Genomic DNA, 22,899 nt, shown 5'->3' on the forward strand with positions numbered 1-22,899 from the left:
GACCTCGCCTCCCTATGTGCATGACTCCCATTTACGCCTGCAGATAGAAAGATATGTGGTTACCTCACTAGGCTTGATAGTGCAAAAAGCACACTAAAAACAAATACTTGATCAATAAAAAAGCCCTGCAATCACGATAGATTGCAGGGCTTTTTACTAACTGAACTTAACAAGCGAACTTAACAAGTTTAATCAGCAAACACCTTGCTCGCTGGTGTAATGCTGACAGCCTCAGCCTTGATATTCAATTTACGCTTGCCTATGAGTTGGTCTTCCTCCAGCAATTCCTTGGGTTGATCGGAATTGTATTTGATAGGAGAAAATGCATCTGACACCAACTTTTCTTTCAAATCAGCCGCGTCTTTGGCGATGATGACGACGGACAGGTTTTCAGAGTTCAGATGCTTTTTGATGGCAGCATTGACTTCTTCCGCAGTCAGTGTCGTCAGTTTATCGCGCATCATTTTTGTAAACTCTGGTGTGTGATGCCATTGCGCATCGAGTGCATAACCGAGCTGCTGATCCTGAGTGGCTGTCATCATGAAGACGTTCTTCATGAGGTAGGCGCGGGTCATCTCGAACTGTTCTTTGCTCAAGCCCTGCTTGAGCATTTTATCGAGTTCAGCAATCGCCACACGCAAGGCCATGTGGGCATTTTCAGGTGCGACCGGGCGTATCCAGATTTCAAACAATTGCGATTGACGGGCACGATTGGCAGTCGGGAAGAACTGGAACATACCACCGGGGAAAGCTTCAATATAAGCATAGTCACCATAATTCATGCCGCGTATTTCACGTATGCGCTGATACAGATGGGATGAGCTGGCCCTGTGCTCACCCAGCCAGGTCTTGGCTAGCCACAGCGATGCAAAGTCAGGATGAGCGCGCGTCACCGTAATAGGCAAACCCAGGGATATTGCCGTTGCCCTGGTATTTTTCTCTATGATCTCAACATCCAGACCCTGGCTTGCCTTGCCAACTGGCGCAGCAATCGCAGGCAAGCCCTTGCCTGCTGGCAGTTTGGCGACAGCCTGTTTCAGGATATTGACCATCTCATCATTGACGTCACCCGAGATACCGACATTGAGTGCACCGCTGGTGTAAGCCTGTTTCCAGAATTGTTTAACGTCATCCAGAGTAATGGCTTCTATGCCCTTCAGTGTGCCCAAGACCGGATGGGCGTAGGCGGAACCTGCAAACACCTTGGTTTGCAGCCGCTCTTTGGCAAATTCTTCTTCATTATTGTCTTTCAGGTCGAGCAAGAGTGCATTCTTTTGCTCATCCTTGATACGGCGGAAGTCCTCTTCACGGAAGCCTGGCTCCAGCAATTGCGGCATGGCGATGCGCATATAGTCTTGCCATTTATCTTTGTGCACGGAACCGGTAAAGCTGGTCATTTCTTTGTCAGCCTGAGCAGAGAAGCTGGCTGCCATAGGGAACAGGGCTTTCTTGACTTCATCTATCTTACGTTCTTTGGAACCGGCACCTTCTATCATTGCTGCCGTCATGCGCGCCAGGCCTTCCTTGCCTGCCGGGTCTTGCGCAGAACCAGCATTGAATACCAGCTTGAAACGTATCTGCGGCAATTTGGAGGCCTGTACCAACACATTGTATTTGCTGTAGTCAGGCTTCTCTGTGAAACTGGCCAATTTTGGCAGTGTAGCAATTTCAGCAGGCAAGGCATTGCTGGCCAACGTGCTGATTATCATGCCTTCATCGACCAGGTATTTTTTCGCAACGGCTTGCAGATCTGCAGGTGTCAGGCTGTCAATCACTTGATAGAACTGGTTGATAGTGGCGTAGGAGCGTTTGTAATGGACAAAGCGCACCAGCGTACCAGCGATCTGGTCGGTATTATCAAGACTGCGTATCACGCCATATTTGAGTGCGGACTTGGCGTCTTCCAACTCCTTAACTGATAAAGGCGCTTGCGACAACGCAGCGACCTTTTTCAATATCGCATCTCTGACGTAGACCACATCTTCCGGCTTCTTGACGCGGGCGGCGATGGTGGCCAGACCTGGGTCTACATTGTCAGGTGTGTAATCAAACAGTTGGTCAACTTTTTGCTCATCCTGCTGTAAGCGCTTGTACAACTCGGAAGTCGCGCCAAATGACAGCGACAACAACATGCGCAGGGCGGCATGTTCCTTATTGGTGACTGAGAAGGCTGGCGCATGGAAAGACACTGACACATAAGGCAGGGTCGCACTAGGCCAGGGCACGTGCTTGTATAGCGGACCATTCGCAGTCGGCTCAACAGGGACTGGTGCTTGCACCTTGCCACGCTGCCATTTACCCCAGTATTTTTCTATCAGGACGATGGTCGCCTTGGGATCAACATCACCGGCGACAATGAGCGTTGTATATTCTGGCCTGTACCAGCGGTCAAAGAAAATTTTTGAGTAAGCAAACTGATTGGGCATGTCCTCAATATCCTTGAGGAAGCCCATGGTCGTATGCTTGTAAGTGTGTTTCTGGAAAGCGGTATCACGTGTGACTTCAAACAGCTTGCTGCTGGGGTTGGCGCTATTCTTATTATATTCACCCAATACGGCACGGGATTCTGTCTTGAAGTCAGCTTCGCTATACGACAAATGCTGGAAGCGGTCTGCCTCTACCCTCAGGATGGTTTCCAGGTCTTCTTTGGAAAACGTCGTGTGGTAGTTAGTCAGGTCATCGTCTGTGTAGGCATTTTGCCTCGCGCCTGTGGCCGTCAATATGTCTTTGTACTTGTCTGCCGGAATTTCCTTGGTGCCGCGAAACATCATGTGCTCAAAGAAGTGAGCAAAACCAGATTTGCCAGATTCGACTTCATTGCGAGAACCAGTTTGTACCGGGATTTGCAGGGATACCAGGTTAGGCAAACCAGTGGGAACAATAATGATTTTCAAGCCATTCGGTAAGAGCTTCTCGGTTGCCTGGAAGGGTAGCAAGTCCTTGCCTGCCTGCGCCTTGCCTGCAGGCTTTTGTGCTAACGCTGGCGTACCCGCCTCCTGGCTTTGGGCAAGCGCTGGATAGACTATGGTGCTAAATACCAGCGTCATGGCACATGGCGTAAAAATTTTCATTGTATCTCCCGGTTAATAGATTTAAACGATGTTATGGGCCTATGACTGCAAATAAAAGAACTAGTTCAGATTTTTGGCCTACCTCAAAAGCAAAAAAAGCCCGGATACAGTTTCCTGTATCGGGCTTTTTCTCGCACCACCTATGAATTACATACCTATGAATTACATACTTACTTCTTGCGCTGCGGTGGCAAGTCAGTGCAAACGCCTTTATACACCTCAGCCGCCATGCCTATCGATTCACCCAGGGTAGGATGGGGATGGATGGTCTTGCCGATATCGACTGCATCAGCACCCATCTCTATCGCCAGGGCGATCTCGCCTATCATGTCACCTGCATGCGTGCCGACGATGCCGCCACCGACGATACGCTTGGTTTCTGCATCGAACAACAACTTGGTGAAGCCTTCGTCACGGCCATTGGCCACTGCACGGCCAGACGCTGCCCATGGGAAATGGCCTTTTTCAAGCTTGACGCCTTTGGCCTTGGCTTCATCTTCTGTCATACCTACCCATGCGACTTCAGGGTCGGTGTAGGCAACGGATGGGATCACGCTGGCATCAAAGTAGGCTTTTTCACCGGATGCCGCTTCTGCTGCGACGTGGGCTTCATGCACGGCCTTGTGTGCCAGCATGGGTTGGCCAACCAGGTCACCAATCGCAAAGATATGCGGCACATTGGTGCGCATTTGCTTGTCGACATTGATGAAACCACGGTCAGTCACGGCCACGCCTGCCTTGTCGGCAGCAATTTTCTTGCCATTGGGGCTACGGCCTACTGCGACCAGTACCAGATCATAGACTTGTGGTGCGGGTGCAGTTCCACCCGCTTCTGCGGCTTCGAACGTGACCTTGATGCCTTCAGGCAGGGCTTCAACTGCAACCGTCTTGGTTTTCAACATGATGTTGTCAAAACGTTTTTCATTGAATTTTTGCCAGACCTTGACCATGTCACGGTCTGCGCCCTGCATCAGGCCATCCAGCATTTCCACGACATCAATGCGTGAGCCCAGGGTGGAATACACGGTCGCCATTTCCAGGCCGATGATGCCACCACCGATGACCAGCATGCGTTTTGGTATCTGGCGTAATTCCAGCGCGCCTGTACTGTCAACAATACGTGGGTCAGCCGGTACGAAAGGCAGGTTCACGACAGAAGAGCCAGCGGCAATAATCGCCTGCTTGAACTGTACGGTTTTCTTGCTGCCATCCGCCGCGGTGACTTCAATATGGTTAGGGCTCAAGAACTGGCCCACACCCTGCACTACATTGACCTTGCGGGCTTTTGCCATGCCACTCAAGCCAGTCGTCATTTTCTTGATGACGCCTTCTTTGTAGCCGCGCAGTTTATCGATATCGATTTCTGGCTTGGCAAATGTCACGCCATGCGCTGCCATGGATGCAGTTTCATCAATCACGGCTGCCACGTGCAACAAGGCCTTGGATGGAATACAACCGACATTCAGGCAGACACCACCCAGCGTGGAATAACGCTCGATCAGCACCGTATTCATGCCCAGATCAGCAGAACGGAAGGCAGCAGAATAACCACCAGGACCAGCGCCCAAAACCATCATGTCGCATTCAACATCGACCTTACCGGTGTAACCGGAAGCGACTGGTGCGGGTACGGCAGGAGCTGCTGATGCGGCAGCGGCAGCAACCGGGGCAGCCGGAGCAGCGGCAGCAGGAGCAGACGCTACCTGGCCTGCGGCTTCCACCAGTAACAGCAAGCTGCCTTCGGCAACCTTGTCACCGACCTTAACCTTGATTTCTTTTACCGTACCGGCATGGCTGGATGGAATCTCCATACTGGCCTTGTCGGATTCGACAGTAATCAACGACTGGTCTACCTTGATGCTATCGCCCACCTTGACCATGACTTCGATGACTTCGACTTCTTTGAAGTCACCAATATCAGGGACTTTAACTTCGACGATACCGACTGGCCCAGCAGGTGCTGCAACCACAGGAGCAGCCGCAACTGCAGGAGCGGCCTGAGCCGCTGGTGCTGCGCTTGCGGCAGCACCTTCAGCTTCTATGACCAGCAACAGGCTGCCTTCGGCAATCTTGTCGCCCAGTTTGACTTTCAGTTCCTTGATGACACCGGCATGGCTGGATGGGATTTCCATGCTGGCCTTGTCGGATTCGACAGTCACCAGCGATTGATCAACCTTGATGGTGTCACCCACCTTGACCAGCAATTCTATGACTTCAACTTCCTTGAAATCACCGATATCGGGTACTTTGACTTCGATAGTGCTCATAGTCTGGTCTCCGTTCACAGCAGGGTTTTACGCAGATCAGCCAGTACATCGGCCAGATAAGCGGTGAACTTGGCAGCCATGGCGCCATCAATGACGCGGTGGTCATACGACAGCGACAAAGGCAGCATCAGGCGTGGCTGGAATTGCTTGCCATCCCAGACTGGTTTGATACTGGATTTGGACAGACCGAGAATCGCCACTTCAGGTGCATTGATGATGGGCGTGAATGCCGTGCCACCAATACCACCGAGTGAAGAGATCGTGAAGGTAGCGCCCTGCATGTCAGCAGGTTTGAGTTTGCCATCACGTGCCTGGGCAGACAACTCGCCCATTTCGACCGCGATTTGCGACAGGGTTTTCTGGTCTGCGTTCTTAACGACAGGCACCACCAGACCATTCGGCGTATCAGCAGCAAAGCCGACGTTGTAATACTGCTTGAGGATCAGGTTTTCACCGGTCGCATCAAGCGAAGAATTAAATGCCGGGAATTTTTTGAGTGCAGCAACGCTGGCCTTGATGACGAAAGCCAGCATCGTCAGTTTGACGCCGGATTTGACCAGGGCTTCGTTCGAAGACTTACGGAATTCTTCGAGGTCGCTGATATCAGCTTCATCAAATTGCGTGACATGCGGGATCATGACCCAGTTGCGGTGCAAATTCGGGCCGCTGAGTTTTTTGATGCGTGACAAAGGTGATGTCGTAGTCGCGCCAAACTTACTGAAATCCAGCGATGGCCATGGCAATACATCGAGACCGACGCCACTGCCATTTTTTGCCGGAGCAGAAACCGCAGCAACAGCTGTGCTACCCGCCATAATGCCCTTGACGAAGTTTTGTACGTCTTCTTGCGTGATGCGGCCTTTTTGGCCGGAACCGGCAACGCGGCTCAGATCGACACCGAGTTCACGCGCAAACTTGCGTATGGATGGTGAAGCGTGGGCTTTGCCGGCGCTGGCTGTTGCTACAGGAGCAGGAGCAGCCGGTGCTGCAGCGACTGGAGCCGGTGCAGGTGTGGGGGCCGCTGGTGCTGGCGTTGCCGCTACTGGCGCAGGAGTTGCTGCCGGAGCAGCCACAGGTGCGGCCGCTGGCGCTGCGGTAGTTGCCGCAGTTGCCGCAGCATCAACCACGACCAGCAAAGAACCTTCAGCAACCTTGTCGCCAACCTTGACTTTAATTTCTGTGACCACACCTGCATGGCTGGATGGAATTTCCATGCTGGCTTTATCTGATTCTACGGTGATCAGTGACTGATCGACCTTGATGGTGTCGCCGACTTTAACCATCAGCTCAATGACTTCAACTTCCTTGAAATCACCAATATCCGGTACTTTGACTTCTACGCTACTCATAGTTTTCTCCATTGTCGCCCTGCGCTTTCACAGGGCGGTTGGGGTGAAGCCAGGTTTTGACTCTGTCTTCACGCTCATCCTGTCTCTCTAAAATGAGAGAGACAGGAAATGTTAGTGGGTGTCAGACGTAAAATTACACAGTAACCGGATTAGGTTTATCTGCATCGATACCGTATTTGGCAATTGCCTGCGCCACGACAGAAGCAGACAAGGCACCTTCATCAGCCAGTGTTTTCAATGCAGCGATGACGACGAAGTAACGGTTGACCTCAAAGAACTCACGCAGTTTGGCGCGGGAATCAGAACGGCCAAAACCATCTGTACCCAACACTTTATAGCTACGGTTCTTAGGTATGAACGCACGTACCTGTTCAGCAAAGGTGCGCATATAGTCGGTTGCGACGACGATAGGGCCAGCCGTGTCTTTCAGGCATTGAGCGATGTAAGGCACGCGTGGCTCTGCAGTCGGGTGCAGCATGTTCCAGCGTTCAGCGTCCTGGCCATCACGCGCCAGCAAGGTAAAGGATGGTGCAGACCAGACATCGGCAGCAATACCCCAGTCATTTTGCAGCAACTCAGCACCGGCAATCACTTCACGCAGGATAGTGCCTGAGCCCATCAGTTGCACGCGGTGCTTGGTGGTTTGCTCGGATTTTTGCAACTGGTACAGACCTTTGATGATGCCCTCTTCCTGACCGGCTTTCAAACCTGGGTGGCTATAGTTTTCATTCATCAGGGTGATGTAGTAGAACACATCTTCCTGATCGGTCACCATGCGACGCAAACCATCATGCATGATAACTGCCACTTCATGGGCAAAGGTCGGGTCGTAAGGAATACAGTTAGGGATGGTGGATGCCAGTACATGACTGTGACCATCTTCATGCTGCAAGCCTTCACCATTCAATGTGGTGCGGCCAGCTGTACCACCGAGCAGGAAGCCGCGTGCGCGCATATCGCCAGCAGCCCATGCCAGATCACCAATACGCTGCAGACCAAACATCGAGTAATAGGTATAGAACGGGATCATGACGCGGTTATTGGTCGAGTAGGAAGTCGCCGCAGCGATCCATGAACTCATACCACCGGCTTCATTGATACCTTCTTGCAAAATCTGACCAGCTTTATCTTCGCGGTAGTACATGACCTGATCTTTATCGACAGGCTCATACAACTGACCGACCTGGCTGAAAATACCGATCTGGCGGAACAGACCTTCCATACCAAAGGTACGCGATTCATCGACCATGATAGGCACCACGCGCTGACCCAGGCTGGCATCGCGCAGCAAGGCGGTCAGGATACGGACATATGCTGCTGTCGTGGAAATCTCACGACCTTCAGCCGTTGGTTCCAGCATAGCCTGGAAGGCGGTCAGTTCTGGCACCACCAGCGCTTCGTCGGCTTTTTGACGGCGTTGTGGCAGGTAACCACCGAGTTCTTTACGGCGCGCATGCAGATATTGCATTTCTGGCGTGTCGTCAGCCGGTTTGAAGAATGGGATGGCTGGCAATTCAGCATCCGCAATCGGCAACTGGAAGCGGTCACGCATAGCCTTGATGGCTTCGTCGTCGAGCTTCTTGGTATTGTGCGCAGTATTGCGTGCTTCGCCGGATTTGCCAAAGCCAAAGCCCTTGATACTCTTCGCCAGGATGACGGTAGGCTGGCCCTTGTTTTCCTGGGCAACTTTGAATGCAGCGTAAATCTTGTGTGGGTCATGACCACCACGGGTCAGACGCCAGATGTCGTCGTCCGACATTTTGCTGACCATCTCCAGCAATTTTGGATGCTTACCAAAGAAATTGGCGCGTACATAGGCACCATCCTTGGCTTTGTAGTTCTGGTATTCGCCATCGACAGTTTCCATCATGACTTTTTGCAGGATGCCGTCTTTGTCTTTCGCCAGCAACTCGTCCCAGCCGCTGCCCCAGATGACTTTGACGACATTCCAGCCTGCGCCGCGGAAATCAGATTCCAGTTCCTGAATGATCTTGCCATTGCCACGTACCGGGCCATCCAGACGTTGCAGGTTACAGTTGACAACAATCACCAGATTGTCCAGTTGTTCGCGACCAGCCATGCCGATTGCGCCCATGGATTCTGGTTCATCCATCTCACCGTCACCACAGAATGCCCAGACTTTACGCTTTTCAGTATCTGCAATGCCACGAGCGTGCAGGTACTTCAGGAAGCGTGCCTGGTAAATCGCCATCAATGGACCAAGGCCCATTGATACCGTAGGGAATTGCCAGAAGTCAGGCATCAGTTTTGGATGCGGATAAGAAGACAGGCCTTTGCCATCAACTTCACGGCGGAAATGCAGCAACTGGTCTTCAGTCAGACGACCTTCGAGGAAAGCGCGTGCATAGATACCAGGGGAAGAATGGCCCTGGATGTACAGCAGATCGCCACCGTGATCTTCAGTTGGCGCGTGCCAGAAATGGTTGAAGCCTATGCCCAGCATGTTTGCCAGTGAAGCAAAGCTGGACAGGTGACCACCGAGGTCGCCATCCACGCGGTTAGCCTTGACCACCATGGCCATCGCATTCCAGCGCATATAAGAGCGCAAGCGCTCTTCAATTTCCAGGTTACCCGGGCAATGCTCACCCTGGTCAGCCGGAATGGTATTCACATAAGCAGTATTACTGGAAAACGGGATATGGGCACCACGGCGGCGCGCCAGATCAACCATGCGCTCCATCAGATAATGTGCGCGCTCAGGGCCTTCGGCCTCGATGACGGATTCAAGCGCATCCAGCCACTCATTTGTTTCAACTACATCGGGATCATTTACGGCCTGGGCCAGCACCTGGTCTATCTGGGGTGACATAGAAGGGGTCTCCTGTTATTGCGCGTTTGGGTGAAACGCGCGGGGCGAATCGACAAATTACGGCTAGTTTTTTGTTCTCGCAAGTATTTTAACAGGACTTTTTATTTTTTCAAATAGCGATAAATGATTTCACAATGTGAAATTTGTACCGCAGCGCAGCAATTACCTCAGCAATCTTCCTTATCCTATCCACAAGACTTCTGGGTCGGACTGCTAAAAGTACTTACTGTGCGGTGCAAAATCGGCTCAAAACCGCACTAGCATGAATTTTGCTTGGAAATACTGTGTCTTTACCAAGTTTTCCCTCTAAAGATGAATAATTCTGGTTTTTCCGCGAGCAATAAAAAAGGGCGATGAATAAATCATCGCCCTCTCAATCGCCCTAATCAGCGTAAAACTTATGACAACTACTTATTATTTGAATTGATATTTCAAACCAAGTTTGAAGTAACGGCCAACTGCGCCACTACCGTCCATAGGGTTGAAACCCATGGAACCGTAAGTCAAAGGATCCAGTGGTGCAACTTTGTCAAACAAGTTGGCGATAGAACCAAAAATTTCCAGGTTCTTCATTGCCTTGTAGCGGAAAGACATATCCAGGGTAGTGAAGGATGCCAGTGAGCAACCTGCTGGAGCTTCAGTGCCATCAGCAAACTTATTCGCGCAAGGCTGACCCTCTTCAGGAATGTTTTTCAGGGAACCACGGTAGCTGACTACGCCAGTTACGTTCCATGCGCCTTTATCCCAACCCAGCACAAAGTTGACTTTGTCTTTTGGTGTACCTACGCAATTGGATGTATCGCAGTTACCATGAGTACCGGCATATTGATGTTGAACTGCACCGTCAACACGCAACCAGGAAATCACGTGTGTCCAGTTCAAGTCAGCATTCAGCTTGCCGTATTCACCCAGGTTGAAACGCTGTTTCGCGTTGAAATCCACACCCTTGACTTCAGTGTAGCTAGAGTTTGCATATGGAGCCGGACCACCGATGATAGTACCTGTACCTGGCGTTACCACACCATTGATGGTCAGGTTATTATCCTGACGCAACACGCCTGGCAAAGAAGCCGCCGTTTGGAAGGACATGGAGTTGATTTCATTGTTGCGACGAATCAACCAGCCATCGACAGCCATGCTGGTATCTGGCAATGGATCCCATACCATACCCAGAGTGTAGCCTTTGGATTTTTCAGGTTGCAGATCAGGATTACCAACCTTGGCGCCAGTGAAAGTTGTTGCACAATCTGATGCTTGAGCACCTGGCAATGCTGTGCCGTTCGGACAACGAATAGGATCACGGACTGAAGCAGTACCTGCGCTGAAGCTTTCTGTGCCGGATTCTGGAGCACTAGGAGCACGGAAGCCTTCAGAGTAAGTGCCGCGCAGAGCAAAGGTCTTCACTGGCGTCCATTTCGCACCTACTTTAGGCGTTACAGAGGAGAAGTGAGAGTATTTGTCGTAACGCAGCGCGCCTGACAATTCTACAGATTTGATAACCGGTGCCAGGACCTCAGCATAGATAGCAGAAACTGTTTCATCACCTTTGGCAGCAACATAGCTGCTGTTGATGCTACCGTCGATACTACCATTCAGAGATGGCATGTTATATGACTCTCTGCGGTACTCAGCACCTACAGCCAGACCCATCATACCGCCAGGCAAAGCTACCAATTCACGAGAAGCCTTGAAGTCGACGATGTCCATTTTGGTTGGCGCATCCAGTGTTGCTGTCGTCACCATCGCTGCATACAGGGAAGCAGGGTTTTTTCCAGCCTGCGCGCCTATATAGTATGGGAAATACGGGCTCTTAGGATCGCCCAGTGCAGCTTTCAACACTTTCATATTGATCATGTTGGTGTAATCCAGGTGCAACTTGGATTCAGAATGCAGGATTGCAGTATCGAAATCCCAGCCTGCCATAGTCCCCTTCAAACCTACAACTGCACGATAGAAAGAGTTGTCAGCAATACGACGGTTTGGGCCGACGTCAAACATGGAGTAACGGAGACGCACATCAGCGCCATACGGGTTTTGCGGATGCGAAGCCGACATCAAAATGGTGTTGCCATAGTTGATGTTACCGGTCAAATTGGTTGACGTGGGAGGGAAGAACACGTTAGCAGACGTTGACGGTGGCGTTACGGTAAACGCAGCCTTACGTTGAGAATATCCAAATTCCGCATAGGCTTGCAAATCGTCATTCAACTGCCAGGTACCGCGCGCAAACAGGTTTACACCATCAATTTGTGGCAACATGGTACGGAACTGATCTGCATACCAAAGGCAACCGCCACCTGGGTCCTGCACTTTTGTCGCGGACAGCGAGGAGCAACCAGGCAAAGACACATAGTTCAGCGTTTTTGGATCACGCAAGGAACCTGTAGGGCTTGGGGATGCACTGTTATTGCCAGCAATGTAACCGTTGGTGAATGACCCAACCGTATTCATTGGGTAGCCCCAACGGCGCCAGTCGCCAGTACCTATCCAGTCACGGTCAGAGCGCTGGCTATTCATCAACTCGTTGGACTTGTAAGCCTCAGCATTGAGAATGATGTTGTATTTGTCTTTTTCCAGATTACCAAAACCGGCAGTAATCGAAGCTTTTGCCTGATTTGCATCACGGGAACCTGATGTACCAGCAGAGGCACTGACAGTCACGCCTTCATAATTCTTTTTCAGGATGATGTTGACAACACCGGCAATCGCGTCTGCACCATAGATGGAGGAAGCACCATCTTTCAGGATTTCGATACGATCAACCACTTCCATAGGGATAGTGGAGATATCCGTAAATGCTTTTTGTCCGTCATCTGCACGACCGAACTGCGCCATGCGGCGGCCATTCAGCAAAACCAGAGTAGATGTAGCACCCAGGCCACGCAGGGAAATTGCGGTAGAACCAGCAGCAAAACCGTTACCAAAGCTGGTAGGCAAAGAACCAGCACCATCGGAGGTCAAAGTTTGCAGATATTCAGCAACAGTAGTCTTGCCCGCTTTATCGATATCAGCGCGGCTGATGATTTGTATGGGGGATGCAGTTTCAGCTTCAGCACGTTTGATACTGGTACCTGTTACTTCCACCCTTTGGACTTTGGCGTCGTCCTGCGCGAATGCCGGCTGAGCCAACATACCCGCAGTCACCATCAAGCCCCCTGAAAACATGATGCGCAGGGATCTTGAAATTACTTTTTCCTTCAACATATCTCTCTCTCCTTTGAATTATCTTTAGTATTGCTTTGCAGCATATGCGCCATTATGAAAAAGACTTTGAAAATTAATTTTCACAGCTGTTATGAAGCCATTCTTGAAATTTGAAGTCAATCACAAGTCATGGAATGGGGACAGAAAACAACAAATGACAGCAAATCCATAACCAAACAAAGGAAATTATTTACACAAGAGTAATGCTAAAATCCTTGCATTATTGGAATAAGGCAACTATTTCCATTAAGAAATTCTGCAGAAAACCGTTAACTCACCAGCAGTTCTTAGCCATGGTGCACGCATCATTTATAATCCTGGCTATCCATCACTCTCATCACTCACTAAGCCGAACATGACTGCCCAAATTATCAGCGGAACCCAACTCTCTCAACAAATACGCGCCGATGTCACTGAGCGTGCGGCTAAATTGACAGCCCAAGGCAAGCAACCAGGTCTGGCAGTCATTCTGGTTGGTGAAAATCCGGCCTCGCAGGTGTACGTACGCAATAAGGTCAAGGCTTGCGAAGACTGTGGTTTTTACTCAGTTTTGGAAAAATATGATGCAAATTTGACAGAACAGGCCCTGCTTGAGCATATCGCCCGGCTGAACAATGATGCAAAAATCAACGGCATACTGGTGCAACTACCCTTGCCTGCTCACATCAATGCTAACAAGGTCATAGAAGCCATTGCCGCAGAAAAGGATGTTGATGGTTTCCACATCAGCAATGCTGGTCTTTTGATGACAGGCCAGCCACTCTTCCGCCCCTGCACACCTTATGGCGTGATGAAAATGCTGGAGTCGATAGACTATCCGGTGCGTGGTGCCAATGCCGTCGTGGTTGGTGCCTCAAATATTGTCGGCAAACCGCAGGCCATGTTGCTCTTGCAAGCGGGTGCCACAGTCACCATCTGTAATTCCAAGACCCGTGATCTGGCTGCGCATACGCGCAATGCAGACATCCTGGTGGTGGCGACAGGCAAGCGCAATATCGTCACGGCAGACATGATCAAACCCGGTGCCGTAGTCATCGACGTGGGCATGAATCGCGATGATGAAGGTAAGCTCTGCGGCGACGTTGATTATCTGCCAAGCAAGGAAGTCGCGGGTTATATTACGCCAGTACCTGGCGGTGTCGGTCCTATGACCATCACCATGCTACTGGTCAACACCATAGAAGCTGCAGAAAGAATTTAATATGACCACAGACAATCCTTTGCTCGACTTCAGCGATTTACCGCGTTTTTCAGATATCCAGGCCACACACGTCAGCCCGGCCATTACTGCCTTGCTGGAAGAAAACCGGGCCGTAATAGCGACACTGGAAAAAAACACTGGCCCAGTCACCTGGGATCAGTTCGTAGAGCCGCTGGACAATGTCACAGAAAAACTGGGGCGGGCATGGAGCATAGTCGGTCACCTCAATGCCGTAGTTGATACGCCAGAAATGCGTGCTGCCTACAATGAAAACCAGCCGGCCATCACGGAGTTCTGGACAGAGCTGGGACAAAACCTGGCTTTATTTGCAGGCTATAAAGCCCTGCAACAGGCGCCCGAATTTGCCAGCCTGCCGCAGGCCAGGAAAACCATCATCCAGAATGCCATTCGCGATTTCCGTCTCAGCGGTGCAGAACTCGCCGAAGACAAGAAGTTGCGCTATGCCGAAATCCAGGAAAAACAGGCCGCCTTGTCGACCAAATTCTCTGAAAATCTGCTGGACGCAACCAATGACTATGGCCTGTTCATAGAAGATGCTGCCGAGCTAAAAGGTTTGCCTGAAGACGTCTTGCAGGCCGCTAAATCCGCAGTAGAAGCTGACGACAAAACTGGCTATAAATTTACCCTGCACTTCCCTTCCTATTTCCCGCTGTTGCAATACGCAGAAAACCGTCAGATTCGCGAAACGATTTACCGCGCGAATGCAACTAAAGCCTCTGAACTGGGGGCAAAAACCGAATGGGATAACAGCGACATCATGGCGGAGCTTTTGCGTCTGCGTAAAGAAGAAGCTGGCTTGTTGGGTTATCAAAATTTCGCAGAAGTATCCCTGGTCAGCAAAATGGCGGAGTCCCCAGCCCAGGTCAATCAATTTCTGGAAGACCTGGCAAAACGTGCCCGCCCTTATGCAGAAAAAGACCTGGCCGAATTGCGCGCTTTTGCTGCCGATGAGCTCGGCATCAGCGACATGCAAGCCTGGGATACTACCTATGCATCCGAAAAATTGCGCCAGCAACGCTATGCTTTTTCTGAACAGGAAGTGAAAGAGTATTTCCCTGAACATAAAGTCATTGACGGTTTGTTCCGTGTCATCCAGACCCTGTTTGCTGTCGACATCAAACCTGACCAGGCCACAGCCTGGCATAAGGATGTGAAGTTTTACCGACTTGAAAAAAATGGCGCATTGGTCGGCCAGTTTTACCTCGACCTGTATGCCCGTAATGGCAAGCGCGGCGGTGCCTGGATGGATGATGCCCGTGGCCGCAGATTGACTGCGCATGGCGTGCAAACACCAGTCGCCTATCTGACTTGTAATTTCAGTGCTCCTGTGACCATGAACGGTGTGGCAAAACCTGCCCTGTTCAGCCATGATGAAGTGATTACCCTGTTCCATGAGTTTGGCCATGGCCTGCACCATTTACTGACCAAGGTAGATGATTTGTCAGTGTCCGGTATTTCTGGCGTTGAATGGGATGCAGTTGAATTGCCTTCGCAATTCATGGAAAATTTTTGCTGGGAATGGGATGTGTTGCAACATATGACTGCGCATGTTGATACCGGTGCAGCACTGCCTCGCGCGCTGTATGACAAGATGATTGCAGCTAAAAATTTCCAGTCTGGTTTGCAAACTCTGCGCCAGGTTGAGTTCTCCCTGTTTGACATGCGTTTGCATGATGCCTTTGAACCGAATGGCACGCAAAGCGTGCAAGACATCGTCAAGGCAGTGCGCGCCGAGGTTGCAGTCATGCAGCCACCAGAATTCAATCGTTTCCAGCATTCTTTCAGCCATATCTTTTCTGGTGGCTATGCGGCAGGTTATTATAGTTACAAGTGGGCGGAGGTCTTGTCTGCCGATGCCTATGCGGCCTTTGAAGAACATGCGACTGTATCGGGTAGCACCTTGTCGCGTGCAATAGGCGAGAAGTTTCAGACCGAAGTCCTGGAAGCTGGTGGTTCCCGCCCTGCCCTGGCTTCGTTCAAGGCTTTCCGTGGTCGTGAACCACGCATTGACGCCTTATTGCGTCACAATGGCATGAGTGCCTGAGTATCGAGGAGAAAATCATGAAATTCAATAAAAAGATCCTGGCCTGCGGCTTATTATCCACCGCCTTCGTGGCGATGACGGCACAGGCGCAATTATATAAATCGGTGGGGCCTGACGGTAAAGTCACCTACAGTGATCAGCCGCCAGCCAACCAAAAACAGGTGGAAAAGAAAAAACTGCCTGGCATTGCGGAGAATAATAATTTCCCGCCGGAACTTGCTTTGGTGGTCGCCAAGAACCCTGTGACCCTCTACACAGCAACTGGATGCACTCCATGCAATGACGGGCGCAATTTATTGAAAACTGCCGGTGTACCATTTTCAGAAAAAACCGTGAATACGGCAGCGGACCAGGAAAAACTCAAGCAAGTCAGTGGCGATATACAAATGCCTTTGCTGGTCATTGCCAACGTCAAGTTCCGTGGTTATAGCTCAGATCAGTGGAAAGATGCGCTGGATAAAGCAGGCTACCCATCTACCAATAAACTGCCCAAGGATTATCGCTATCCAGCAGCAGAACCAGCTTCGCCACCGCCACCACCAAAAGAGGCAGAACCAGCCACGCCGGCTCCAGAAGCACCAAAGAAACCTGACAATGGTTTTAAATTTTAAGCCAGCATGACACGCATCGATTTTCATAGCAATGTGGCGGACAAGTTCAACTACACTTGCCGCCTGATACGCAAAGCCCATGCGGCCAATTGCAAGATGGTGGTGTATCACCAGGATCGCGCCTACTTGCAGCAACTCAATGAAGCCTTGTGGACACTCGCCGAAGCTGACTTCCTGCCACATGTCATGCTGAGCGATCCCCTGTCTGCCATCACACCCATCATTCTCACACATGATGAGCGTGCCGCCTGCCCGCATTATGAATTATTGATCAATCTGACTGCTGCAATGCCAGCCAATTTCGCGCAATTTCAGCGCATGATAGAAGTCATTTCTGCGGATGAGGCTGACAAACTGGCCGGGCGTGAACGTTATCGTCTTTATCAGCAACAAGGCTATGCCCTTACCCACTCCGTGGCGAAATAAAATGAATAATCAAATCGATGCCAGCATTCCCATCTTGACAGAAGTCATCAAACCGGAAGAGCTGCTTACCCCGACCAACAAACCAGCCGCGCCCTCCAAACCAGCCAGCCCGATGGACACTGTACCTATGGAGAATGATGGTATCAGTATCAATTATCCCGGCAAAGTAGAAGAAGACTGGCAAGCGCTGGAACAAAGCCTGAGAGAAAACGTATTACGTCAGGTGTTGACACGAATAGATTTCGTGCTTGAGCACAGAATCAGGGATAACCTGGCTGATGTCTTGCAAATCGCAGTGGCGAATTTGTCGACTGAGATACGCTCAGGCTTGCATAAAACCCTGGAAGAAGTCATCACCCGCGCAGTGAGCCAGGAAATCACCAAGGCAAAGACGTCAAAATAATCAAAATAATTAAAAATATTTTTATTTTTAAACACAAAAAATATAATTTCGTTTAAAAATAAAAATAGAGAAGGCATTTCTGATTACCTGAGAAAGCAAAGTATTTCTACAATCTCCCTCATCACATACAAGATGAAAAACAGGAGATTTACCCCATGAAAGTCATCGTTCTCGGCTCAGGCATAGTCGGCACTTCTTCCGCATGGTTTTTAAAAAAACAGGGGCACGAGGTCATCGTCATTGATCGCCAGCCTGGTGCTGCACAAGAAACCAGTTTTGCCAATGGCGGTCAGATTTCTGTCTCTCACGCAGAACCCTGGGCAAATCCATCCGCACCGATGAAGGTCTTGAAATGGCTGGGCAAAGAAGATGCACCACTATTGTTTCGTCCACGTGCAGAATGGCTGCAATGGTTGTGGGGCTTGAGTTTCCTGCGTGAATGCACGCCAGGCCGCACTGCAGAAAATATCCGCCAGATTGTTGCCATTTCAGAATACAGCCGCCTGACTTTGCGCAGCCTGCGCGAAGAAACTGGCATACAGTATGACAACCTGAGCAAAGGCATACTGCATTTTTATACCGACCAAAAAGAGTTCGATATTTCTCTGCCTGCCGCAAAACTCATGCGTGACCTGGGTTGTCCACGTGATTCCATCGACGCTGATGAGGTGGTACGCAGAGAACCTGCTTTGGCAAGCATACGCAATAAAATCGTCGGTGGTGACTATACCGAAACCGACGAGTCCGGCGATGTCTATCAATTCACGACCAGCCTGGCCGACAAAGCTGCTGCGGCTGGCGTACAATTCCAGTTCAGCACCACAGTCACCAGACTGCTGACTGAGGGCACTGGTGCCAGCGCCAAAATTACTGGCGTGGAAATCATTGATGCTGCAGGTCGTCACAAAATCTTGCACGCCGATGCCTTCGTGGTGGCGATGGGCAGTCATTCTCAAAGTTTGCTGAAACCTTTAGGAATCTCGCTGATGATTTATCCTGGCAAAGGTTATTCAGCGACTTATCAAATTACGAACCCCGATCAGGCACCTGTCATTTCCCTGACGGATGATGGCTATAAACTTGTGGTATCGCGCCTGGGCAATCGACTGAGAGTTGCGGGGACTTGTGAAATCAATGGCTATGGCCGCGAACTCAATACTGCGCGTTGTGAAGCCATCACCAGACGCACGCGCGAACTATTCCCGCACGCTTGCGACTACGACAATCCTGTGTATTGGACTGGCTTGCGTCCATTGACACCGTCTAATGTTCCTTATATAGGCAAATCCCGCATCAGCAATCTCTACTTGAATACCGGACACGGCACCCTGGGCTGGACCATGGGCGCAGGCTCTGGTCGCGCCATTGCAGACATCGTTTCGGGTCGGCAGCCAGATGTCGATTTTGCGTTTACTGGCATGGAACGGAAAATGGACAAAAATACCCTGCTGCCAGTCTGAAGCAAGGCGCACTACCCCAACAAGGAGGCACAGCCGTGACCTGCAAGCAAGTCCAGATATTCCTGCAGGGAATACGTGGACAACAGTTTCCCCTCACGCAAGTTGCCAGATAGTATTTCTATCTGCAACAACTTGCGTTCTTTTTGTCATCCATTCTTTCTACTCCTGCGTTTACTGGATAAACGGGCCGGTTCATTTGCCTCTGGTACGCACAGCCAGCTCTTCGGCTTTTTCATCAAACGCAATCCGTGTCGTAAATTTGGCACGCTTCATAGGAAAACGGGAATGGAAATGCCTTACATTGCCAGAGCCAGAAATGGCGCGCCGCACAAACTGGTAATAGGCATCCATGTCTATGATATGGACAACCAGGAAATAGTCATACTCTCCGGATACAAAATAGCATTGCATGACCTCGGCTTCCTTGTTCATGCGCGCCTCAAATTCACGCATGAATTCGTCGGATTGATTGATCAGCGATACTTCAAGAAAGGCCAGCATGCCATAGCCAAGAGCAAAGCTGTCGACCATGGCCACTTCAGCGCTGATGACACCAGCCTCACGCAGTTCGCGTATGCGGCGCAGGCAGGTAGGCTGGGAAATATGCAGCTTGTCGGCCAGTACCCGGGTCGGGGTTTGATTGTCTTTTTGCAGGAGGTTCAAAAGCTTGCGATCAAGCTTGTCAAGAGTGCGATATTGGGGCATATAAAAAACGTCTGTTTTAAGAAAAAACCACACAAAATAGCTTTGCGAAATATTTTTTCTGTTGTACCTTCTTGCTGTTCAGTTATCTGAATAAGTCAGAGATGCAGTACTGTTATCCTACTTTTTAATCCTTAGGAGTATGTTCATGTCGTTCAAAACTAAAATGATTCCACTGGCTGGCGCAATTGCTTTCGCTTTCGCTGGTGCTGCGGCAGCTCAAGATCTGGTAGTAAAAATCGGTCACGTTGGCCCTATCTCAGGCGCAATCGCCCACTTGGGTAAAGACAATGAAAACGGCGCCAAAATGGCGATCGAAGAACTGAACGCCAAAGGCGTGATGATCGGCGGTAAAAAAGCCAAATTCGAATTGCTGGCTGAAGATGACGGTGCCGATCCAAAACAAGGCACAACCGTAGCACAAAAACTGGTAGACGCGAAAGTAAACGGCGTTATCGGTCACTTGAACTCTGGTACAACCATTCCAGCTTCGAGCATCTACAATGCTGCTGGCATCGTTCAAATCTCCCCATCTGCAACCAATCCTAAATACACACAACAAGGCTTTAAAGGCGCGTTCCGTGTAGTGGCCAATGATGGTCAACTGGGCGGTACTCTGGGCCGTTTCGCTGTACAAATCAATAAAGCGAAAAAAGTCGCTGTTATTGATGACAAAACAGCCTACGGTGAAGGTGTAGCTGCTGAGTTTATCAAAGGTGCCAAAGGCAAAGGTGCAGAAGTTGTTGTGCAAGAACATACAACAGACAAATCTACAGATTTCAGCGCCATCCTGACCACTATCAAAGCTAAAAACCCTGATGTGATCTTCTTCGGCGGTATGGATGCGGTTGCTGGTCCTATGCTGCGCCAAATGAAAGCACTGGGCATTACAGCCAAGTTCATGGGCGGCGATGGTATCTGTACAGCTGACTTGGTTAAACTGGCTGACACAGGCATAGGCGAAGGCCAGGTTGTTTGTGCTGAAGCAGGCGGTGTGTTGGATGCACAGAAAAAAATCAATGATGACTGGAAAGCAGCATTCAAGAAAAAATTTGGTGTAGAAGTCCAGATTTATGCACCATATGTCTATGATTCCGTCATGGTCATGGTAGAAGCAATGAAAAAAGCTGGCTCTGCTGAACCAGCGAAATATTTGCCAGAACTGAAAAAAATCCATTACAAAGGCGTAACAGGCGATATAGCATTTGATGACAAAGGCGACATCAAAGACGGTACACTGACTTTGTACACTTACAAAGGCGGTAAACGCGAACTGCTGCAAGTTGTTAAGTAATAGTTAAAGTGTGAAAGGATGGCCAATTTCCAGGCTATCCTTTACAAATAACTTGTTTGGATAATAAAAAACCTGGCAATTGCCAGGTTTTTTTTGATACATATGAATGCCTTGCGAAGGCAGCGCTTATTTCAAGCTCAAAATCCATTTCACCAAAGTCTTGGCCTCTGCTTCACTGACCTGGGCATTGGCTGGCATAGGAATCGCCCCCCACACACCCGTGCCGCCTTTAATCACTTTTTGCACCAGCTTGGCTTCCGCTGTTTTATCAGCAGCATACTTCTTCGCTACATCCTTATAAGCAGGCCCCACGACCTTATTATCAACAGCATGACAACCCATGCAGTTTTTGGCTTTTGCCAAATCCGCATTTGCCATTGCAGAGCCTGAAACCATGATTGCCAACGTGGCACCTACCAACAAAGAATATTTCATTGCTTCCTCCAGGTTAAAAACTATATGAATTTTACTGCCTTTTGATGATTTTAACGTTTATCCACATACGAGAGTTGACCTGCAGTAAAATTAGCGAAAATGATTAAAATCGGCGTGAATTTTCCTTGACCTGGAAGAAGATGGTAGAAAAATACACCTGCTTTCTCCTTTCTACATCTTGTTCATGCAAATATATACTAAAGAAACAGCTTGATACATGTCTGGTCAGCGGCCATTTCTAAATGCCTTTCCAGATGTTTTTCTTCAACTTCTTGTGCTTGCATGACATCCTTGCCCAACTGATTTGCAATCACGCCTATAATCAAATCAATAAAGACTTAACCCGAACAGAAAGCATTTATGTTTATCATCGTCCCTTTATTCATCGCGGTAGTCTTGAAAGTCGCAGATATCTGGATATTTGCAACAATTTCCTGGTGGTGGATAGTCGGCGCAGCCTGTGCAGCCTTTGTCTGGTTTGAAATTCTCGAACGCATGCTGGGTCTGGACAAACGCAAAGACCATGCACATTTTGAAAAAATTCAAAAAGCCAGGGTAAAACGCGCCTTTGAAAAGAAAAATAATCGCCGCTAGCCCAGGACTTGCGCTTGAATATCCAGCTTGATGTGCTGCGACTGGTACGCAGTACTGGCAATCAATCCCCGGCTAACACTGCACAATGTCATTACCAGAACTAAGAAACCTAGAATTGCGCCAGCTGCGCTATTTTCTCGCAGTCGCCGAAGAAATGCATTTTGGCAAAGCAGCAACACGCCTGCATATGACCCAGCCCCCCCTTTCCCAGGCGATACAAGCGCTGGAAGCTATCCTGGGGGCGGAACTCTTCATACGTAACACACGCAATATCTCGCTGTCATCTGCGGGCCAGGCACTGCTGCCCGAAGTCAGGCGCCTGCTGCAGCAGGCGCAAGCCCTGCCCAAGCTGGCGCAAAGAGCTGCCAATGGTAGTTGTGGTCATTTATCACTGGCCTTTGTTTCGATTGCCGATTACAGCATCCTGCCACCTGCACTCAGGGAATTCCGTCGTCATCATGCCGATGTACATATAGAGCTGCGGGAAGCCACCACTGACATCCAGCTACTGGCCCTGGAAAATGCCGAGATTGACGCCGGCTTCCTGATACCACCAGTTCCAGAAAAACTGCAAGGCTTGCTCAATTATAGAAAAGTCTTGTCTGAGCCGCTGATGCTGGCCGTGCCAGAGAGCCAGGTTAAAGGACGCAAGCAGTTAAGTCTCAGCGACTGCACAGACTTACCGCTGATCCTGTTTCCCCGCAAAATAGCACCCGCCTTGCATGACGCCATTCTCGGTTGTTTTCATGCTGCGGGCTTGACGCCAGTGATAGGCCAGGAAGCGATACAGATGCAAACCATCGTCGGTCTGGTCTCTGCTGGCATGGGTATCGCACTTGTGCCACAATCCGTGTCAAATTTACAGCGCCCAGGCGTGCAATATTTTGATTTACCTGAAGCAAGCGCCACCGTCGAAATAGGCCTGGTATGGCGCCAGGATAATCATTCTGCCGTGCTGGCCGCATTTGCCCATCTGTTTAACTAAAC

At 50.0% G+C, this 22,899-nt stretch carries 16 protein-coding genes; 9 read left to right on the forward strand and 7 right to left on the reverse strand.

The genetic code is table 11. The features are described 5' to 3' along the window. Positions 1 to 188: 188 nt before the first annotated feature. The 5 genes from ACO0LF_RS15520 to ACO0LF_RS15540 form a co-directional block, all read right to left on the reverse strand. A complete protein-coding gene (locus ACO0LF_RS15520) occupies positions 189 to 3,071 on the reverse strand; it encodes a M16 family metallopeptidase (RefSeq protein WP_423015462.1) in 2,883 nt (960 codons plus the stop codon). Between the two features lie 170 nt (positions 3,072 to 3,241). Continuing rightward, positions 3,242 to 5,338, reverse strand: coding sequence for a dihydrolipoyl dehydrogenase (lpdA, locus tag ACO0LF_RS15525; RefSeq protein ID WP_423015464.1), 2,097 nt, complete (start codon positions 5,336 to 5,338; stop codon positions 3,242 to 3,244). A gap of 14 nt (positions 5,339 to 5,352) precedes the next feature. Continuing rightward, complete coding sequence (gene aceF, locus ACO0LF_RS15530) at positions 5,353 to 6,699, reverse strand: dihydrolipoyllysine-residue acetyltransferase (protein WP_423015466.1); 1,347 nt, start codon at positions 6,697 to 6,699, stop codon at positions 5,353 to 5,355. A gap of 121 nt (positions 6,700 to 6,820) precedes the next feature. Further along, the gene (gene aceE / locus ACO0LF_RS15535) at positions 6,821 to 9,517 is read right to left on the reverse strand and encodes a pyruvate dehydrogenase (acetyl-transferring), homodimeric type (protein WP_423015468.1); all 2,697 of its coding nucleotides are present in this window, start codon (positions 9,515 to 9,517) and stop codon (positions 6,821 to 6,823) included. 414 nt (positions 9,518 to 9,931) lie between these two features. Beyond that, positions 9,932 to 12,721, reverse strand: coding sequence for a TonB-dependent receptor (locus ACO0LF_RS15540; RefSeq protein WP_423015470.1), 2,790 nt, complete (start codon positions 12,719 to 12,721; stop codon positions 9,932 to 9,934). A 355-nt stretch (positions 12,722 to 13,076) separates the two neighbouring features. On the opposite strand from ACO0LF_RS15540, the gene folD reads away from it, so the two are divergent. From folD to ACO0LF_RS15570, 6 genes are all read left to right on the forward strand, one after another. Beyond that, complete coding sequence (gene folD, locus ACO0LF_RS15545) at positions 13,077 to 13,922, forward strand: bifunctional methylenetetrahydrofolate dehydrogenase/methenyltetrahydrofolate cyclohydrolase FolD (RefSeq protein ID WP_423015472.1); 846 nt, start codon at positions 13,077 to 13,079, stop codon at positions 13,920 to 13,922. Position 13,923: 1 nt separating this feature from the next. Beyond that, positions 13,924 to 15,987: a M3 family metallopeptidase gene (locus tag ACO0LF_RS15550; protein ID WP_423015474.1), complete on the forward strand. Its 2,064-nt coding sequence runs from the start codon at positions 13,924 to 13,926 to the stop codon at positions 15,985 to 15,987. A 17-nt stretch (positions 15,988 to 16,004) separates the two neighbouring features. Then, positions 16,005 to 16,598: a DUF4124 domain-containing protein gene (locus ACO0LF_RS15555; protein ID WP_423015476.1), complete on the forward strand. Its 594-nt coding sequence runs from the start codon at positions 16,005 to 16,007 to the stop codon at positions 16,596 to 16,598. A 6-nt stretch (positions 16,599 to 16,604) separates the two neighbouring features. Further along, entirely contained in the window at positions 16,605 to 17,024 is a 420-nt protein-coding gene (locus tag ACO0LF_RS15560; protein ID WP_423015477.1) for a DNA polymerase III subunit chi, read from the forward strand. A gap of 1 nt (position 17,025) precedes the next feature. Continuing rightward, complete coding sequence (locus ACO0LF_RS15565) at positions 17,026 to 17,427, forward strand: hypothetical protein (protein WP_423015479.1); 402 nt, start codon at positions 17,026 to 17,028, stop codon at positions 17,425 to 17,427. A 155-nt stretch (positions 17,428 to 17,582) separates the two neighbouring features. After that, positions 17,583 to 18,887 carry a D-amino acid dehydrogenase gene (locus tag ACO0LF_RS15570; protein ID WP_423015481.1) on the forward strand — a complete coding sequence of 435 codons (1,305 nt, stop codon included), beginning with the start codon at positions 17,583 to 17,585 and terminating at the stop codon, positions 18,885 to 18,887. A gap of 192 nt (positions 18,888 to 19,079) precedes the next feature. Here ACO0LF_RS15570 and ACO0LF_RS15575 read toward each other — a convergent pair whose 3' ends face one another. After that, positions 19,080 to 19,592 (reverse strand): Lrp/AsnC family transcriptional regulator, encoded by a 513-nt coding sequence (locus ACO0LF_RS15575; protein ID WP_423015483.1) that lies wholly within the window; start codon positions 19,590 to 19,592, stop codon positions 19,080 to 19,082. Positions 19,593 to 19,737: 145 nt separating this feature from the next. Here ACO0LF_RS15575 and ACO0LF_RS15580 point away from each other — a divergent pair, with 145 nt between their 5' ends. Further along, complete coding sequence (locus ACO0LF_RS15580) at positions 19,738 to 20,883, forward strand: branched-chain amino acid ABC transporter substrate-binding protein (RefSeq protein WP_423002226.1); 1,146 nt, start codon at positions 19,738 to 19,740, stop codon at positions 20,881 to 20,883. A gap of 126 nt (positions 20,884 to 21,009) precedes the next feature. On the opposite strand, the gene ACO0LF_RS15585 is transcribed toward ACO0LF_RS15580, so the two are convergent. Further along, positions 21,010 to 21,318, reverse strand: coding sequence for a c-type cytochrome (locus tag ACO0LF_RS15585; protein WP_423015485.1), 309 nt, complete (start codon positions 21,316 to 21,318; stop codon positions 21,010 to 21,012). A 360-nt stretch (positions 21,319 to 21,678) separates the two neighbouring features. On the opposite strand from ACO0LF_RS15585, the gene ACO0LF_RS15590 reads away from it, so the two are divergent. Together ACO0LF_RS15590 and ACO0LF_RS15595 are read left to right on the forward strand one after the other, a co-directional pair. After that, a complete protein-coding gene (locus ACO0LF_RS15590) occupies positions 21,679 to 21,912 on the forward strand; it encodes a TIGR04438 family Trp-rich protein (RefSeq protein WP_423015487.1) in 234 nt (77 codons plus the stop codon). Positions 21,913 to 21,997: 85 nt separating this feature from the next. After that, positions 21,998 to 22,897: a LysR family transcriptional regulator gene (locus ACO0LF_RS15595; protein ID WP_423015489.1), complete on the forward strand. Its 900-nt coding sequence runs from the start codon at positions 21,998 to 22,000 to the stop codon at positions 22,895 to 22,897. Positions 22,898 to 22,899: the final 2 nt, after the last annotated feature.

It is taken from the genome of Undibacterium sp. Di27W (assembly GCF_049340345.1).
Taxonomy (GTDB): domain Bacteria; phylum Pseudomonadota; class Gammaproteobacteria; order Burkholderiales; family Burkholderiaceae_D; genus Undibacterium.

What these genes read in the sequence shown, in the direction of transcription:
- ACO0LF_RS15520 (WP_423015462.1), bottom strand. Translation starts at nt 3,071, where the DNA reads ATGAAAATTTTTACGCCATGTGCCATGACGCTGGTATTTAGCACCATA.
- lpdA (WP_423015464.1), bottom strand. Translation starts at nt 5,338, where the DNA reads ATGAGCACTATCGAAGTCAAAGTACCCGATATCGGTGATTTCAAGGAA.
- aceF (WP_423015466.1), bottom strand. Translation starts at nt 6,699, where the DNA reads ATGGAGAAAACTATGAGTAGCGTAGAAGTCAAAGTACCGGATATTGGT.
- aceE (WP_423015468.1), bottom strand. Translation starts at nt 9,517, where the DNA reads ATGTCACCCCAGATAGACCAGGTGCTGGCCCAGGCCGTAAATGATCCC.
- ACO0LF_RS15540 (WP_423015470.1), bottom strand. Translation starts at nt 12,721, where the DNA reads ATGTTGAAGGAAAAAGTAATTTCAAGATCCCTGCGCATCATGTTTTCA.
- folD (WP_423015472.1), top strand. Translation starts at nt 13,077, where the DNA reads ATGACTGCCCAAATTATCAGCGGAACCCAACTCTCTCAACAAATACGC.
- ACO0LF_RS15550 (WP_423015474.1), top strand. Translation starts at nt 13,924, where the DNA reads ATGACCACAGACAATCCTTTGCTCGACTTCAGCGATTTACCGCGTTTT.
- ACO0LF_RS15555 (WP_423015476.1), top strand. Translation starts at nt 16,005, where the DNA reads ATGAAATTCAATAAAAAGATCCTGGCCTGCGGCTTATTATCCACCGCC.
- ACO0LF_RS15560 (WP_423015477.1), top strand. Translation starts at nt 16,605, where the DNA reads ATGACACGCATCGATTTTCATAGCAATGTGGCGGACAAGTTCAACTAC.
- ACO0LF_RS15565 (WP_423015479.1), top strand. Translation starts at nt 17,026, where the DNA reads ATGAATAATCAAATCGATGCCAGCATTCCCATCTTGACAGAAGTCATC.
- ACO0LF_RS15570 (WP_423015481.1), top strand. Translation starts at nt 17,583, where the DNA reads ATGAAAGTCATCGTTCTCGGCTCAGGCATAGTCGGCACTTCTTCCGCA.
- ACO0LF_RS15575 (WP_423015483.1), bottom strand. Translation starts at nt 19,592, where the DNA reads ATGCCCCAATATCGCACTCTTGACAAGCTTGATCGCAAGCTTTTGAAC.
- ACO0LF_RS15580 (WP_423002226.1), top strand. Translation starts at nt 19,738, where the DNA reads ATGTCGTTCAAAACTAAAATGATTCCACTGGCTGGCGCAATTGCTTTC.
- ACO0LF_RS15585 (WP_423015485.1), bottom strand. Translation starts at nt 21,318, where the DNA reads ATGAAATATTCTTTGTTGGTAGGTGCCACGTTGGCAATCATGGTTTCA.
- ACO0LF_RS15590 (WP_423015487.1), top strand. Translation starts at nt 21,679, where the DNA reads ATGTTTATCATCGTCCCTTTATTCATCGCGGTAGTCTTGAAAGTCGCA.
- ACO0LF_RS15595 (WP_423015489.1), top strand. Translation starts at nt 21,998, where the DNA reads ATGTCATTACCAGAACTAAGAAACCTAGAATTGCGCCAGCTGCGCTAT.